We start from the raw sequence: 15,855 nt of genomic DNA, 5'->3' as shown, positions 1-15,855 counted from the left end.
GCCAGCACCTCTGCGGCGTATAACGCTGGCGCGTTATACGCCCTACGAGATTGGAAGCCTGGAAGTATCCCGGCTGCCGTGCTCTAAAAAGAACACCGATGGGCCGTCCAGCGGCCCACGCTCACCGATGATGAACGGAGCCGCCATGAGCCTCCCTGCCGCTTTCCTCGACACGGTTGAACACCTGATCCCCCGCGAGCGCCGCTTCGACGATCCGCTCTCGACCCTGGCCTTCGGTACCGATGCCAGCTTCTACCGGCTGATCCCCCAGCTGGTGATCCGCGTCGAGAGCGAAGACGAAGTCGCCAGCCTGCTCAAGTCCGCCCACGCCCACCAGGTCGCGGTGACCTTCCGCGCCGCCGGCACCAGTCTCTCCGGCCAGGCCGTGAGCGACTCGGTATTGCTGGTGCTGGGGGACAACTGGAACGGCCGCGACATCCGCGAGGGCGGCACGCAGATTCGCCTGCAGCCTGGCGTCATCGGCGCCCAGGCCAATGCCTGGCTCGCTCCGTTCGGTCGCAAGATCGGCCCTGACCCGGCCTCGATCAACGCCTGCAAGATCGGCGGCATCGTCGCCAACAACGCCAGCGGCATGTGCTGCGGCACCGCGCAGAACAGTTATCACACCCTGGCCGGCCTGCGCCTGCTGCTGGCCGACGGCACGCTGCTCGACAGTGAGCTGCCCGCCAGCGTCGCCGCCTTCCGAGACAGCCACGGCGCATTGCTCGACCAGCTCGCCGAACTGGGCCGGCAGACCCGCGCCAACACCGAGCTGGCCGCGAAGATCCGCCACAAGTACCGCCTGAAGAACACCACCGGGCTGTCACTGAACGCCCTGGTCGACTACGACGAGCCGCTGGATATCCTCACCCACCTGATGGTCGGTTCCGAGGGCACCCTGGGCTTCATCAGCGCGGTGACCTACGACACCGTGCCGGACCACCCGCACAAGGCCAGCGCGCTGATCGTCTTCCCTGATGTGGAGACCTGCTGCAAGGCCGTGACCGTGCTCAAGCAGCAACCGGTGTCCGCCGTGGAACTGCTGGACCGCCGCAGCCTGCGCTCGGTGGAAAACATGCAGGGCATGCCGGTGTGGGTGAAGAGCCTCTCCGAAGGCGCCTGTGCCCTGCTCATCGAATCCCGCGCGGCAACCCAGTCGCTGCTGCACGAACAACTCGCACAGATCAGCGCCTCCATTGCCGACTACCCGGTGGAGAAGCAGGTCGATTTCAGCGAAGACCCGCTGGTCTACAACCAGCTCTGGCGCATCCGCAAGGACACTTTCCCGGCCGTTGGCGCGGTGCGCGAGACCGGCACCACGGTGATCATCGAAGACGTCACCTTCCCCGTCGAGCAGCTGGCCGAAGGCGTCAATCGCCTGATCGAGCTGTTCGACAAGCACGGCTACGACGAAGCCATCCTGTTCGGCCACGCGCTGGAAGGGAACCTGCACTTCGTCTTCACCCAGGGTTTCGAATCGCCCGAACAGATCGCCCGCTACTCGGCCTTCATGGACGACGTCGCGCACCTGGTCGCCGTGGAGTACGGCGGCTCGCTCAAGGCCGAGCACGGCACCGGGCGCAATATGGCGCCCTTCGTCGAGCTGGAATGGGGCCACGACGCTTACCAGCTGATGTGGCAGCTCAAGCGCCTGCTCGACCCCACCGGCATCCTCAACCCCGGCGTGGTGCTGACCGACGATCCGCAATTGCACCTGAAGAACCTCAAGCCGCTGCCGGCCGCCGACGAGATCGTCGACAAGTGCATCGAGTGTGGTTTCTGCGAGCCGGTGTGCCCGTCCAAGGGGCTGACCCTCAGTCCGCGCCAGCGCATCGTCCTGTGGCGCGACATCCAGGCCAAGCGCCGCGCCGGCGTCGACACCACGGAGCTTGAGCGCGACTACCAGTACCAGGGCATCGACACCTGCGCCGCCACCGGCCTGTGCGCCCAGCGCTGCCCGGTGAACATCAACACCGGCGAGCTGATCAGGAAGCTGCGCGGTGAAGAAGCCCACCACGCCGGCACCGCCACCTGGCTCGCACGCAATTTCGCCACGGCCATGAAAGGCGCGAAGTTCATGCTGCATGCCGCCAACGGTGCGCGCATGCTGCTCGGCGCGCCGCGCCTGGCCCGTATCAGTGCCTCCATCAGCCAGGCCAGCAAAGGCCGCGTACCGCAATGGACGCCGGCGATGCCGCAGCCCGTGCACCTCGCGGCGCCATCGCAACTGGTGGATAACGGCAAGCCGCGCGTCGTCTATCTCACCGCCTGCGTGTCCCGCGCCATGGGCCCGGCGGCGGCCGACGAAGAGCAGATGCCGCTGATCGACAAGACCCGCCAGCTGCTGGAGAAAGCCGGCTACCAGGTGGTCTTCCCGGACAACGCCGACAACCTCTGCTGCGGCCAGCCGTTCGCCTCCAAGGGCTACCAGGAACAGGCCGACGCCAAGCGCGACGAACTGCTCGCCGAACTTCTGCGTACCAGCCGCGGCGGCCTCGACCCGATCTACTGCGACACCAGCCCCTGCACCCTGCGCCTGGTGCAGGAGCTGGCGGATGATCGGCTGAAGATCTACGACCCGGTGAAGTTCATCCGCACCCATCTGGTCGAGCGCCTGGACTTCCAGCCGCAGGACAAGCCGGTGGCCGTGCACGTCACCTGCAGCACCCAGCACCTGGGCGAAAGCCAGGCGCTGATCGACCTGGTCAAGCGCTGCACCCGCGAAGTGGTGATCCCCGAAGGCATCCACTGCTGCGGCTTCGCCGGCGACAAGGGCTTCACCACCCCCGAGCTGAACGCGCACTCGCTGCGCACGCTGAAGGACGCGGTGCAGTACTGCGAGGAAGGCGTCTCCACCAGCCGCACCTGCGAGATCGGCCTGTCCGCCCACGGCGGCATCGATTATCGCGGGGTCGTTTACCTGGTAGATCGAGTCACACGTCCTAAGGAAGCAGTCTGACAGTCCAGGAAAAATGCAGATTTTTCCTCAGCAAAACCGCTCTATTTCAGGCATTTCAGAGGGAAACCCGTTAATCAGGCCTTAACGCCGGCGCTCCTACTGTCGAATCGTCGCGAGGACATCCCTCGCACAACCGACAGCGGGAGGCGACATGGCTATTCAACCCCTGAGACTTGATCCGGTCACTGTGCTCGGCAAGCAGCTGATCATTGAACTGTTCGACTGCATCGACCGGCGTTTCGATGATCTTCAATGGATCGAAGACAGCATGCTGGATGCAGCACGGCAGGCGAACGCCACCATCATCACCTCGGCATTCCATAAATTCAGCCCGGTGGGTATTTCCGGCGTCGTGGTGATCGCCGAGTCCCACCTGGCCATCCACACCTGGCCCGAATACGGATATGCCGCGGTGGATATCTTCACGTGCGGGGAGGTTCTGGACGGCGCCAAGGCCGTCCAGGTACTCAATGAGCGGCTGGGTAGCCAGCATCACCTGATTTCGCACATGGATCGCGGGTTGGGCGGCCATCGGCTGGGACAGCTCTGCCGCAACCTCTCCGGCCATGGGGCGATGGACGAGCAGAATCCGGTCCCCAACTGCGTCATGTGCCAGAGCAAGGGAGCTGCATGATGGCCAACTCCCTTCTTTCCCAGATACTGAACGCCGACAACCTGCGCTATCAGGTGGACCTGTCGGGACTCGTACCAGCCGAAGAGGCCGCCCACCTCCCGCCGCTACCGCCGAATCACTTCTACTTCTATCCCCCTGACCCGGAGGTGGAGGGAGACGGTGCGACCACCTTCGTCGAGAGCAGCGATCCTTTCGATCAGTATCTCTATCGGCTGCGGCGCGTGGTCTTTCAAGGCCGTACACGCTGGCAGAATGTTCTGATCGCCGACACTTACAACTACGATCGCGTGCTGATGCTCGATGGTGCAATCCAGAGCGCAGAATCTGACGAATCGCTGTATCACGAACTGCTGGTGCAGCCGGCGATGCTCGCTCATGACAAGCCTCGCGATGTGCTGATCATTGGCGGAGGCGAAGGCGCGACATTGAGAGAAGTCCTCGCCCACGCCAGTGTACGGCGCGCCGTGATGGTCGATCTCGATCAGGAACTGGTGGAGTTATGCCGCGAGTATCTGCATCAGTGGCACCAGGGCGCCTTTGACGACCCCCGCTGCGAATTCGTCGCTGAAGACGGCCGCGCCTTCCTGGAACAGGACTCATCGCTCTACGACGTCGTGATCATCGACGTGGTCGATATGCTCGACAACGGACCGGCGCAGGCGCTCTACACCCGCCAATTCTACGAGTTGCTGACTACTCGACTGCGCCCCGGTGGCATCGTCGCCATACAGGGGCTGGAGTTCTCCCATTCCGATGACAAGCCACACGCCGCACTGGCGCGGACCCTGCGATGCGTATTCGATCAGGTGCATAGCTACCGCTGCCCGATTCCCTCGTTTCTTTCGTCGTGGGGTTTCCTGCTGGCATCGAACTGGTTCGACCCCAGCGCGTGGAGTGCAGAGGACATTGATCGGCGCGCAGATTTCAAACTAGGGCCACTCTGGCTTGACCATCTGGACGGTGCATTTCTGAAGGCATGCTTCGTCATGGATCGCGAAACCCGCTTTCTGCTGGCCCAACCCGGCCCCGTCCTGGAAGACGGCGTAACTTTCGTGGCGCCACCGGATATCGAAGAGATCGAGTTCGGCCCGGCTCAGTTCCCCGCACTACCGGGTCACTGACAATGACGACGGCCCTCGTCACTCGGCCGGTATTGAAAGCCTGCATCGCCCCCTGCCTGAGTTACCGGGTGCGCTTCGTACCGACGGCCGAGACCTCTGCATTCCCCATCCTCGCCCGGCTGCGCGACCCGCAGCCGGCGCTGGCGGTACTGGCTCGATACCAGGAGTTGGCGGAAGGCTCAGCGCTGCCTGCCGCCTTCGAGGATAACGAGCTCTGCGTCATTTTCGCGCGAGGCGGACTGCACACCAGCCTAGGCTGGAGACAAGGTCTGGAAGCGTGGATGGGCGAGGAGCTGCACGACTCCTCCCCTGTACTGGAAGCGCCCTCGTTCGGTGAGCGCGTGCTCTGGCGACCTGGCCGCGCAGTGGTTATCGGAAATGCAGAGCGCTATGACGAACTACTCGATGGCCTGATAGCGTTTGCATGGTATGAATATCGCCTTCGGCTACTGGAACAGGCGGTCGCAGCGGCCTGGCTCCCGGCGGCCGATCACATCAGACTGACCCACCAGGTCGCTCGCCGGGACCTGGCCCGCCAAGGACAGATCAACGGCTGCGTTCAAAGCACTACATCGTGGCGCATGGCGTTCGTAAGGGTTGAAGCGCACCTGGAAACGCCGCCGCGACACTTGGCGGGGCCCATCCAGCGTCTTTACAACGAACTGGCCGTGCAAGCCAATACCCATGATCGACTGGCAGCACTGGATGAGCGCATCGAAGTACTTCAGGATCTGTACGAGTTAGCCACCGACCGACTCAGCGAGTACCGTTACTTCCGGCGCGAGTTGCAAGTCGAATGGCTGATCGTCGCCATCCTGCTGATCGAGGCCGGCATGAGCCTCTGGGAACTGTGGAAGCGCTGAACGAGGCTGAGATGAGAATATTACTGGTCGAAGACGACCAACTGCTGGGTGATGGCATTCGCGCCGGCCTGGGCCTGGAAGGCGACACCGTAGACTGGGTCAGCGACGGCGTGGCCGCCGAACAGGCGCTGGAGACCGATGAGTTCGACCTGCTGGTGCTGGACCTCGGCCTGCCGCGCAAGGACGGCCTGGAAGTGCTGCGCGGCCTGCGCCGGCGCGGCGACCTCACGCCCGTGCTGATCCTTACCGCGCGCGACAAGGTGGCCGACCGCGTGGCCGGCCTCGACGCCGGCGCCGACGACTACCTGACCAAACCCTTCGACCTCGACGAACTGCTCGCCCGCGTCCGTGCCCTCACCCGCCGCCACACCGGTCGCGCCATTCCGCTGCTGCAACACGGCGACCTGACGCTGGACCCGGCTACCCATCAGGTCAGCCTGGGTGGCGAGCCGGTGGACCTGGCCCCGCGCGAATACGCCCTGCTGCGCCTGCTGCTGGAGCAGCGCGGCAAGGTGCTGTCGCGCGCGCGGCTGGTGGAAGCGCTGTACGGCTGGGATGGAGACCTGGAGAGCAATGCCATCGAAGTCCATATCCACCACCTGCGGCGCAAGCTGGGCAACAGCCTGATCCGCACCGTGCGTGGCATCGGCTACGGCATCGACCGTCCCGACGGCGCCCGCCGAGCTTGAACACCCCGCCACGCCGCGCCGGCTCCATCAGCCGGCGCCTGCTGCTGACCCTGATCGGCGGCGTCTCCCTGCTCTGGCTGGTCGCCGGCCTGTTCACCTACCACCTGACCCGCCAGCAGGTGAACCACCTCTACGACCAGGACATGATCGACTTCGGCCAGGCCGCCCTGAGCCTGGTCGACATCGCCGACTCCGTCGACGCCGCGCCGACGCCGCCCGGCGAGATTCTCTCGCGCAGCCGCAAGGCCATCGAAGGCCTGCCGCTGATCCACCGCGAAGCGACCCTGGGCTACTCCATCTGGTACCTGGGCGAGCCGCTGCTCACCACCGAGCGCGCGCCGCAAGGCCTGGACCACCTACCGCTGGGCTTCTCCGACCTGCAGCAGGACGGCGTGAACTACCGGGTGCTGCAGATCGAGTCCTCCGGTGCCGACCAGGTCCGAATCTGGGTCTTCGAAGACCTGCACTACCGCTCCAAGACCCTGCGCCTGCTGCTGTTCAGCGCACTGTTCCCGCTGCTGCTGGCGCTGCCGCTGTTCGCCGTGCTGGTCTGGTTCGGCGTGCGCCAGGGCCTGGCGCCGCTGCGCAGCCTGATCGAGCAGGTGCACCAGCGCAGCGCCCACAGCCTGCATCCCCTGGCGCTGAGCCGCGCTCCGGTGGAAGTGCACAGCCTGGTCGGCGAGCTCAACCTGCTGCTGGAACGCCTGAATACCGCAATGGAGGCCGAGCGCCGCCTGACCAGCGATGCCGCCCATGAAATCCGCACGCCGTTGGCCAGCCTGCGCACCCACGCCCAGGTGGCGCTGCGCTCCGCCGACCCGGCCGCCCACGCCCATGGCCTGCAGCAGGTCAGCCGTAGTGTGGAACGCATCAGTGCGCTGATGGAGCAGATCCTCCTGCTGGCCCGCCTGGACGCCGAGGAGCTGCACGAAATCTTCCGCCCGCTGAACCTCGGCTTGCTGGCCGAGGACACCATCGCCGAACTGGCGCCCCAGGCCATCGACAAGGGCATCGACCTGACCTTCGACAGCCAGGGTGCCAGCCTGCAGGGCGTCGCCCCCTGGCTGGAGCTGATGCTGACCAACCTGGTCGGCAATGCCCTACGCTACACCCCCGAAGGTGGCCGCGTGGAAGTGACCCTGAACAGCGACGAGCAACAGGTCGCCCTCTGGGTCCGCGACAACGGCCCTGGCGTCGCGCCGGCCGAGCATGCGGCAATCTTCACCCGCTTCTACCGCAGCCCGAGCGTCTCCAGCAGCCCCGGCAGCGGCCTGGGTCTGCCAATCGTCAAACGCATCGTGGAAATCCACCACGGTCGCATCAGCCTGCACGAAGGGCTGGACGGCCGCGGCCTGGGCGTGTGCGTGGAACTCCCGACCAGCGCCAGCCAATAAAGCTGAACGCGACGGGAAATCCGCCGGTCCACCCTGTACGGTCCGCTCATGCGGTCCGTGACAACCGGTCCACGTTGACAGGAGTACCGCCATGAAACGCACCGCCCTGCTCATTACCGCCGCCCTGCTGGCGTCCCCCGCGTTCGCCGCCGACCTGTGCAGCGACAACCTGCAGAAAGTCGACGATGCGGTGAAATCCACCAACAACACCCAGCTCCAGGAACAGGCCATGCGCCTGCAGGAAACCGCTGCCAAGGCGCAATCCTCCGGCGACACCAAGGCCTGCATCGCCGACACCGAAAAAGCCCTGAAACTGCTCAAGCAGACCAGTGATGGTGGGGCCAACGGGTGATCCCCGACGCGACGATCGGCCCGGCGCCGATCGTCGCCAGCCCCGCCATCGCGCCGCAGTAGCTCCATAAGGCGCGCGAAGCCATCGGCATTCGCGAGGCCGCAGTTCGTTCCCCCGCCCCGCCCGCTCCCTAAGATGGTGCGATTCCCGACCACAAGAATCACAACCGGAATCGCCATGCCCGTCTCCCGCCTGCTTATCGCCAACCGTGGCGAGATCGCCATCCGCATTGCCCGCGCCGCCGCCGAGCTGGGTATCCAGACGCTGGCGATCTACGCCGAGGACGACGCTACCTCGCTGCACACGCGACAGGCCGACCAGGCGGCCGCGCTGAGAGGGCGTGGTGCCAGCGCCTATCTCGACCAGCAGCAGATCATCGACATCGCCCTGGCGCAGGGTTGCGATGCGGTGCACCCAGGCTATGGCTTCCTTTCCGAGAACGCCGGCTTCGCGCGCCGCTGCGACGCCGCTGGCCTCACCTTCGTCGGGCCCTCGGCGGACGTGCTCGACGTCTTCGGTGACAAGGCCCGCGCCCGCGACCTGGCCCGTGACCACGGCGTGGCGCTGGCCGCCGGCAGCAACCGCGCCACCTCGCAGGAAGACGCCGAGCGCTTCTTCGGCGAACTGCCTGCTGGCGCCGGCATGATGATCAAGGCCCTGGCCGGCGGCGGCGGCCGCGGCATGCGCGCGGTACGCAGCATCGAAGAAATCGCCGAGGCCTACGCCCGCTGCCAGGCCGAAGCCCGTGCGGCCTTTGGCGACGATCGTCTCTATGTCGAAAGGCTGATCCAGCGCGCGCGCCACATCGAAGTGCAGGTGATCGGCGACGGCCGCGTCGTCAGCCATCTGTGGGAGCGCGACTGCACCCTGCAAAGGCGCAACCAGAAGCTGCTGGAAATCGCCCCCAGCCCCAACCTGCACCCACGCCTGCGCGGCGCCATCCTCGGCGCCGCCGTGCGCCTGGCCGAGGCAGTCAACTATCGCGGCCTGGGCACCTTCGAGTTCCTGCTGGACGAAGACAGCGGCGACTTCGTGTTCATGGAAGCCAACCCGCGCCTGCAGGTGGAGCACACCGTCACCGAAGCGGTGACCGGCATCGACCTGGTGCAGGCGCAACTGCGCATTGCCGCAGGCGCCAGCCTCGCCGAACTGAACCTGACCCAGGCCGAGATTCCCGCGCCGCGTGGCCACGCCGTGCAACTGCGGATCAACCTGGAAAGCCTTGCCAGCGACGGCACGCCCCATCTCGCCTGCGGCACCCTGAGCGCCTACGAGCCGCCCAGCGGCCCCGGCCTGCGGGTCGATGGCTACGGCTACGCCGGTTACCGCAATAGCGCCGGCTACGACTCGCTGCTGGCCAAGCTGATCGTCCACGGCAACGGCGGTTATCCACAGCTGGTGCAGCGCGCCTACCGCGCACTCTGCGAGTTCCGCCTGGAGGGTGTGGCGAGCAACATCCCGCTGCTGCTCAACCTGCTGCGCCAGCCGGCCGTGGCGGAAAACCAGGTCACCACCCGCTACATCGAAGACCACCTGCCGACGCTGCTGGGCGCACAGGATCACGCCCACCCGCACCGTTTCTTCAGCCATGCCGGCGCCGCGGCGGAGCCCCAGCGCGCCAGCGAAACGCCGGCCGGCTGCATACCGCTGGCCGCGCCCAGCGCCGGCGTACTGGTCAGCCTGGATGTGGCGGTCGGCGATGCCGTCGCCCAGGGCCAGACCATCGCCGTAGTCGAGGCGATGAAGATGGAATTCGAGGTGAAGGCCAGCGCCAGCGGCATCGTCCACAGCCTCGCCGCCACGCCCGGCGACAGTCTCGGCGAGGGTGATGCCCTGTTGTTCGTCGAGCCGGCGGACATCCAGGCCCAAGACGCCGAAAGCAGCGCGAGCATCGATCTCGACGCCATTCGCGCCGACCTCGCCGAAGTGCTCGAACGCCACGCCATCGGCCTCGACGAGCGCCGCCCGGAAGCCGTCGCCAAGCGCCACCGGATCGGCAAGCGCACCACCCGCGAAAACCTCGCCGACCTGCTCGATGCCGGCAGCTTCATCGAGTACGGCGCGCTGGCCATCGCCGCCCAGCGTCGGCGTCGCAGCGTCGAGGAACTGATCGCCAGCAGCCCTGCCGACGGCCTGGTCAGCGGCCTGGGCAGCATCAACGCCGCGCAGTTCGGCGACGAGAAGGCGCGCTGCCTGGTGCTGGCCTACGACTACACGGTATTCGCCGGCACCCAGGGGGTGATGAACCACAAGAAGACCGACCGCATGCTGCATCTCGCCGAGCAATGGCGCATCCCGCTGGTGCTCTACGCCGAAGGCGGTGGCGGGCGGCCGGGCGACACCGATTTCGTCGGCGTGGCCGGGCTGGACAACATGAGCTTCGTCGGCCTGGCACGGCTCTCCGGGCTGGTGCCGCTGGTGGGCGTGGTCTCCGGTCGCTGCTTCGCCGGCAACGCCGCGTTGCTGGGTTGCTGCGACGTGATCATCGCCACCCGCGATACCAGCCTGGGCATGGCGGGGCCGGCGATGATCGAGGGTGGCGGCCTGGGCAAATTCGCCCCCGAGGAAGTCGGCCCCAGCGACGTGCAGAGCGCCAACGGCGTCATCGACGTGCTGGTGGAGGACGAGGCCGAAGCCACCCGCATCGCCCGCCAGTACCTCGCCTACTTCCAGGGCGACACGGCCGATTGGCAATGCGTGGACCAGCGCCGGCTGCGCCACGCGGTGCCGGAGAACCGCCTGCGCGTCTACGACATCCGCCAGGTCATCGAGCAACTGGCCGACAGCGGCTCGGTACTGGAGCTGCGCCGTCACTTCGCCGCCGGCATGGTCACTGCGCTGGTGCGCATCGAAGGCAAACCCTTCGGCCTGATCGCCAACAACCCCATGCATCTGGGCGGTGCCATCGACGCCGAGGCCGGCGACAAGGCCGCGCGCTTCATGCAGCTGTGCGATGCCTTCGACCTGCCGATCATCTCGCTGTGCGACACCCCCGGCTTCATGGTCGGCCCGGAAGCAGAGAAGACCGGCACCGTGCGCCACGTCTCGCGCATGTTCGTCACCGCCGCGAGCCTCAGCGTGCCTTTCTTCACCGTAGTGCTGCGCAAGGGCTATGGCCTAGGTGCCCAGGCCATGGCTGCCGGCAGCTTCCACGCCGCACTGTTCACCGTCGCCTGGCCCAGCGGCGAGTTCGGCGCCATGGGTCTGGAAGGGGCGATCCGCCTGGGCTACGCCAAGGAGCTGGCCGCCGTTGAAGATGCGCAGGAACGCCAGGCGCTGTTCGACAAACTGGTCGCCGCCGCCTACCGCAACGGCAAGGGGTTGAACATGGCCAGCTACCTGGAGATCGACGACGTCATCGACCCGGCCGACACCCGCCGCTGGCTGCTGCGCGGCCTGGCCTCGACGCCGCGCCCGGCTGCTCGCCTGGGGAAAAAGCGCCCACTGATCGATACCTGGTGAGCCACGGCTTGAGCTGAGCGGCCGATCGGCTAGAATGCGCCCCGTCATTGGGGAGTAGCCGTCCGCTCAGCGGAGGTAACGTCAACACACTTGGCCCACCGGCCATGGCGCTACCAGCTTCATGCCTGGCAAGACCTTTGACCACGTGATCTCCGCAACGGCCGGGGAGACGCGTGGTCATGGGTATAAGACCGGCCGGGAGTTTCACCGTGATGCACCACCCCACTCTTCGCTCCATCCGCCTGGAGCTGCGCGCATGCTGACCTTCATCCTCGAACTGTTCGGCATGCTGCTGGTGATCCTGATCGCCGCCGAACTCTTCACCAACGCGCTGGAGCATTTCGGCGAACGCCTGGGGATTTCCGAAGGCGTCACCGGCTCACTGTTCGCCGCCGTCGGCACTGCGCTGCCGGAAACCCTGATCCCGCTGCTGGCCCTGTTCGCCGGCACCAGCAATGCCACCCTCAACGAGGAAGTCGGCGTGGGCGCCATCCTCGGCGCGCCGCTGATGCTTTCCACACTCTCCACCTGCCTGATGGCCTGCTTCGCCTGGCGCGCCCGCGGCCTGTTCGGGCGCATCCGCCCAGAGCGCACGGGGCTCAAGCGCGACCTGAATTTCTTCCTGGTCGCCTTCTGCTTCGCCACCATCGCCATGTTCGTCCCCGCCGAGATGCGCTCCGTACGCATCGCCCTCAGCGTGCTGCTGGTGCTCACCTACGTCGGCTACATCACCCTGACCATCCGCGCGTCCCAGAGCCTGGTGGACGACGGCCACGGTACCGAGGCCGATCACCACATGTACCTGTCGCGCATCGGCCTGCCGACCAACCTCGCCACCATCCTCCTGCAGTTGCTGCTGGGCCTGGGCCTGCTGGTGCTGGGCGCCAAGGGCTTCATCCATGGCGTCGAAGGCCTGTCGCACATCCTGGGTATTTCCGCACTGCTGCTGTCGCTGCTGATCATCCCCATCGCGACCGAGTTGCCGGAGAAGGTCAACAGCATCCTCTGGGTGCGCCGCGGCAAGGACACCCTGGCCTTCGGCAACATCAGCGGCGCCATGGTCTTCCAGGGCACGCTGCTGCCCGCCATCGGCATCCTGCTCACACCCTGGCAGCCGCGCATCGAAGTGCTCACCGGGGTGCTGGTGACCCTGGGCGCAGCGGCCTGGCTGCGGATCAACGCCCAGCGCGGCGGCGGCCTGCCGATCTGGGTGCTGCTGCTCAACGGCGCGCTGTACGCCGCCTATCTGGGTATCACCTTGTCGCGCTGACGCCCGTGGCGTATTGCCTACACTGACAGTCCGGGCTGCCGTTTCGGCGGCAGCCGCACGACTAGCGATACGCCGAAGGAGTGAGCATGAAAATCCTGGTAGTCCTGACCTCCCACGACCAGCTCGGCAGCACCGGCAAGAAAACCGGCTTCTGGCTCGAGGAGTTCGCCGCGCCCTACTACGTGTTCAAGGATGCCGGCGCCAGCCTGACCCTGGCCTCGCCCAAGGGCGGCCAACCGCCGCTCGACCCCAAGAGCGACGAGGAAGATGCGCAGACCCCGGCTACCCGGCGCTTCCGCCAGGACAGCGAAGCCCAGGCCGCGCTGGCCAATACCATCAAGCTCAGCGACGTGAAGGCCGACGACTACGACGCCGTGTTCTACCCAGGCGGCCACGGCCCGCTCTGGGACCTGGCCGAGGACCGCACCTCGGTGGCGCTGATCGAAGCCTTCCACTCCAGCGGCAAGCCGGTCTCCGCCGTCTGCCACGCCCCGGCCGTGTTCCGCCATCCCCACGGCCTCGACGGCAAGCCGCTGGTACAGGGCCGCCACGTCACCGGCTTCTCCAACAGCGAAGAGGACGCCGTCGGCCTCACCGATGTGGTGCCCTTCCTCGTCCAGGACATGCTCAAGGCCAACGGCGCCCGCTACAGCAAGGGCCCGGACTGGCAGAGCCACGTGGAAGTCGACCGCGGCCTGATCACCGGGCAGAACCCCGCCTCCTCCGAGGCAGTGGCCGAGGCTGTGCTGAAATTCCTGGCCTGACAACGGTTTGCGCCGCCCCGGGTGGCTATCGGGGCGGCTTTGCCGTACAATCGCCCACGACCTTTCCAGGTTTTGGGGCCGATTAGGATTCGACGCCGGTAACAAAACTCGAGGGGCATGCCGAGTAGGTGACAGTTCTCGTAAATCAGCTGCCACAACTTTATAGTTGCCAACGACGACAACTACGCCCTAGCAGCCTAAGTGCCGCTAGCAGACCCTAGGGGATGCCTGTAAACCCGAAGATTAGGTCTGTCATATAGAACAGGATCGCCGCCAAGTTCGCTGTAGACGTAACGGCTAAAACTCATACAGCTCGCTCCAAGCACCCTGCCTCTCGGGCGGCGCGGAGTTAACTCAGTAGAGAAGGCTAAGCATGTAGAACCGACAGCGGAGAACTGGCGGACGGGGGTTCAAATCCCCCCGGCTCCACCAAACGCAAACGATAAGCCCCTGATTTTCCTAGTGAATTTCAGGGGCTTTTTTATGCCAAGCTTTTTCCAGATACCCGACAACTTACGCATCACGCCGCAAGACATCGTCAAGGAGCCCGAGCAGCACCTCAGGTGGGCGGGGATTGCACGGTACCATTGACCGCCAGTATCTGCGGCAGCAGTTCGACGGCGGTCGCAATCTGCTGCCGGCCCAAGGCCCGCTCATAGGCGAACATCAGCGCAGATAGTACCACCACGGCTTCCGATACATGAGCAAGGCAGGCGCGGGTACTTCGAGCCTTTTTCAGGTTTTCCGCAAGGAGAGGCAACTCGTTGGGGTTGATAGGCCATGCGGCGCCTAGAGGCTCGAGAGTCCAACGCCCCCATTGACTGAGCACGGGCTGCCCATCTTGGCCGATCAATACGCTCTCGGCGGTAATGTCGGGGTTGAGGAATTGCAGCGGCAACTTCTGTATCGCCGCGAGGATACCGGAAAGCTGTTGCTCGAATTTCTCGATGTTCTCGCACTCAGTCGCATCTTTTGCGGCCACCTTGAGTCGCGCCGTCATCGAGAGTTCAAGACGCTGCCAAACTAATGGACGTGAGCGAGCGTAGCGCGATACCAGAGCTGCAGGCGGCTCGACTGCAAGCAGAAGCGCGGACGTTTCCAGTACTTTTGCCTTCAACTCCTTAAGACTGACTTTCTTCTCTGCTCCCATGCGAAAAACGAGGCAGTGCAAACCATCTACGTGACTCGCCCCGAGGAACTCCAGTGCGGGGAGTTGCAAGTCCGCACACTCAGCAAGCACAGTCGCCTCCTGAATGGCGAGGTCTCTGCGGTTCGCGTTGAACAGCTTGATGAGATACCCTCCGGTTTTCTCGGCGCTATCGGCGAGAACAACTTCCAGTGCCCCGACGTCGCTAGTAGCCAGTTGATGCCACTGGGTCTGCCCAAGCACCACGGTGCGCCCAACGACTTCCCTCAGGATATTACTGACCCACTGATTACGTTGGGGTTGATTCAGCAGGTGCCAAAAGCTCAGTTCTTTCGAGTCTACAGCCCCCTGAAAGGTGTGGCCGTGGAAGAATAGCGCATTGATCTGAGGCCGCTGCAGTCCAAGAAAATGAATATCGACGATCAGACTGGAGACTCGCTGGAAAGACTGTCGAACAACCAGCAGGGAAATGACAGCGACGAGCGCATTGCTTGAGCCATGGATCAGGAACCCCACCACGATGTAAGAAAAAGTGATGAAGAATCCACCAGCTGAAATTGAGTTCGCAATTTTCGCCACTGCCGGAGCGGAAACCCTTTCACTATCGAAATAACGTTGATAGCCAAGTGAGAGCAAAAGAAAGACAAACCCGAAAAAACCCACCAGTATTAAAAAAAGACGGTGATCTACCATAAGCATTATAAAAATAGCCGCCACGACAAACAAAAGCGCGGCAACACTTCTGGAGTAGCGCTGATAGGCCTGCGTTGCTATTTCATCCTGATTATTGAATAGTAAAATTTTGTTACTTCTGGAAATAAGCCTTCTAGCCCCGGCGTCAGAACTTTTCGCCACTATTTTTTCGGAAATAATATTTAGAGCATAGAAAAGCAGTGTGGCAACACTTAATGCCATGACAAGATTCGAATGCCCTACTGCCTTCAACTCATCCGGAAAATAGTGCGGAACCCTATTGGAACTGATGAGAATAATTACCTTGAGCGGCAGGAAGTAGGCGAGTAGCAGGGACACTTGGGAAAGCAGAGTCGCCGAAATCGAAATCGCAGTATAGACCGGCGCAATTCGGAAAAATTTCGAGCCAACAGATACAAGCCAGGCGGCAGTCGTCTTCATGGACTTCAAAAGGCTAAACATTATCAGACCACCCATCTCAAAACGACACCGCCAGGATAGGCCCGG

11 protein-coding genes, 1 other RNA gene and 1 riboswitch are annotated in these 15,855 nt (G+C 64.4%); of the genes, 11 read left to right on the top strand and 1 reads right to left on the bottom strand.

Annotation, left to right across the window (positions count from 1 at the left end; genetic code table 11):
- Positions 1-145 precede the first annotated feature (145 nt).
- From HNP46_RS19685 to ssrA, 11 genes are all read left to right on the top strand, one after another.
- Positions 146-2,959 carry an FAD-binding and (Fe-S)-binding domain-containing protein gene (locus tag HNP46_RS19685; RefSeq protein ID WP_184592229.1) on the top strand — a complete coding sequence of 938 codons (2,814 nt, stop codon included), beginning with the start codon at positions 146-148 and terminating at the stop codon, positions 2,957-2,959.
- Between the two features lie 151 nt (positions 2,960-3,110).
- Positions 3,111-3,593 carry an adenosylmethionine decarboxylase gene (gene speD, locus HNP46_RS19680; RefSeq protein WP_184592227.1) on the top strand — a complete coding sequence of 161 codons (483 nt, stop codon included), beginning with the start codon at positions 3,111-3,113 and terminating at the stop codon, positions 3,591-3,593.
- The gene (locus tag HNP46_RS19675) at positions 3,593-4,714 is read left to right on the top strand and encodes a fused MFS/spermidine synthase (RefSeq protein ID WP_184592225.1); all 1,122 of its coding nucleotides are present in this window, start codon (positions 3,593-3,595) and stop codon (positions 4,712-4,714) included. The genes speD and HNP46_RS19675 overlap by 1 nt, the downstream gene beginning before the upstream one ends.
- Positions 4,715-4,716: 2 nt before the next feature.
- Complete coding sequence (locus HNP46_RS19670) at positions 4,717-5,577, top strand: hypothetical protein (protein ID WP_184592223.1); 861 nt, start codon at positions 4,717-4,719, stop codon at positions 5,575-5,577.
- A gap of 11 nt (positions 5,578-5,588) precedes the next feature.
- Positions 5,589-6,266, top strand: coding sequence for a response regulator (locus HNP46_RS19665; protein WP_184592221.1), 678 nt, complete (start codon positions 5,589-5,591; stop codon positions 6,264-6,266).
- Positions 6,263-7,660 (top strand): sensor histidine kinase, encoded by a 1,398-nt coding sequence (locus HNP46_RS19660; protein WP_184592219.1) that lies wholly within the window; start codon positions 6,263-6,265, stop codon positions 7,658-7,660. Before HNP46_RS19665 ends, HNP46_RS19660 begins: the two co-directional genes overlap by 4 nt.
- 91 nt (positions 7,661-7,751) lie before the next feature.
- Positions 7,752-8,012, top strand: a complete 261-nt coding sequence (locus HNP46_RS19655; protein WP_184592217.1) for a hypothetical protein — start codon at positions 7,752-7,754, stop codon at positions 8,010-8,012.
- Positions 8,013-8,189: 177 nt separating this feature from the next.
- Positions 8,190-11,474: an acetyl-CoA carboxylase family protein gene (locus tag HNP46_RS19650; RefSeq protein WP_184592214.1), complete on the top strand. Its 3,285-nt coding sequence runs from the start codon at positions 8,190-8,192 to the stop codon at positions 11,472-11,474.
- A gap of 37 nt (positions 11,475-11,511) precedes the next feature.
- Positions 11,512-11,679, top strand: a riboswitch (yybP-ykoY riboswitch).
- Positions 11,680-11,730: 51 nt separating this feature from the next.
- A complete protein-coding gene (locus tag HNP46_RS19645) occupies positions 11,731-12,744 on the top strand; it encodes a sodium:calcium antiporter (protein WP_184592212.1) in 1,014 nt (337 codons plus the stop codon).
- A gap of 86 nt (positions 12,745-12,830) precedes the next feature.
- A complete protein-coding gene (locus HNP46_RS19640) occupies positions 12,831-13,508 on the top strand; it encodes a type 1 glutamine amidotransferase domain-containing protein (RefSeq protein ID WP_184592210.1) in 678 nt (225 codons plus the stop codon).
- Between the two features lie 74 nt (positions 13,509-13,582).
- Positions 13,583-13,940: a transfer-messenger RNA gene (gene ssrA, locus HNP46_RS19635) on the top strand.
- Positions 13,941-14,067: 127 nt separating this feature from the next.
- On the opposite strand, the gene HNP46_RS19630 is transcribed toward ssrA, so the two are convergent.
- On the bottom strand, positions 14,068-15,789 hold the full coding sequence (locus tag HNP46_RS19630; RefSeq protein ID WP_184592208.1) for a hypothetical protein: 1,722 nt from the start codon (positions 15,787-15,789) through the stop codon (positions 14,068-14,070).
- Positions 15,790-15,855: the final 66 nt, after the last annotated feature.

This window comes from Pseudomonas nitroreducens, assembly GCF_014204515.1.
GTDB lineage: Bacteria > Pseudomonadota > Gammaproteobacteria > Pseudomonadales > Pseudomonadaceae > Pseudomonas > Pseudomonas nitritireducens_A.
Note: the sequence above shows the minus strand (reverse complement) of the source record. Positions and strands in the feature narration are given on the sequence as shown.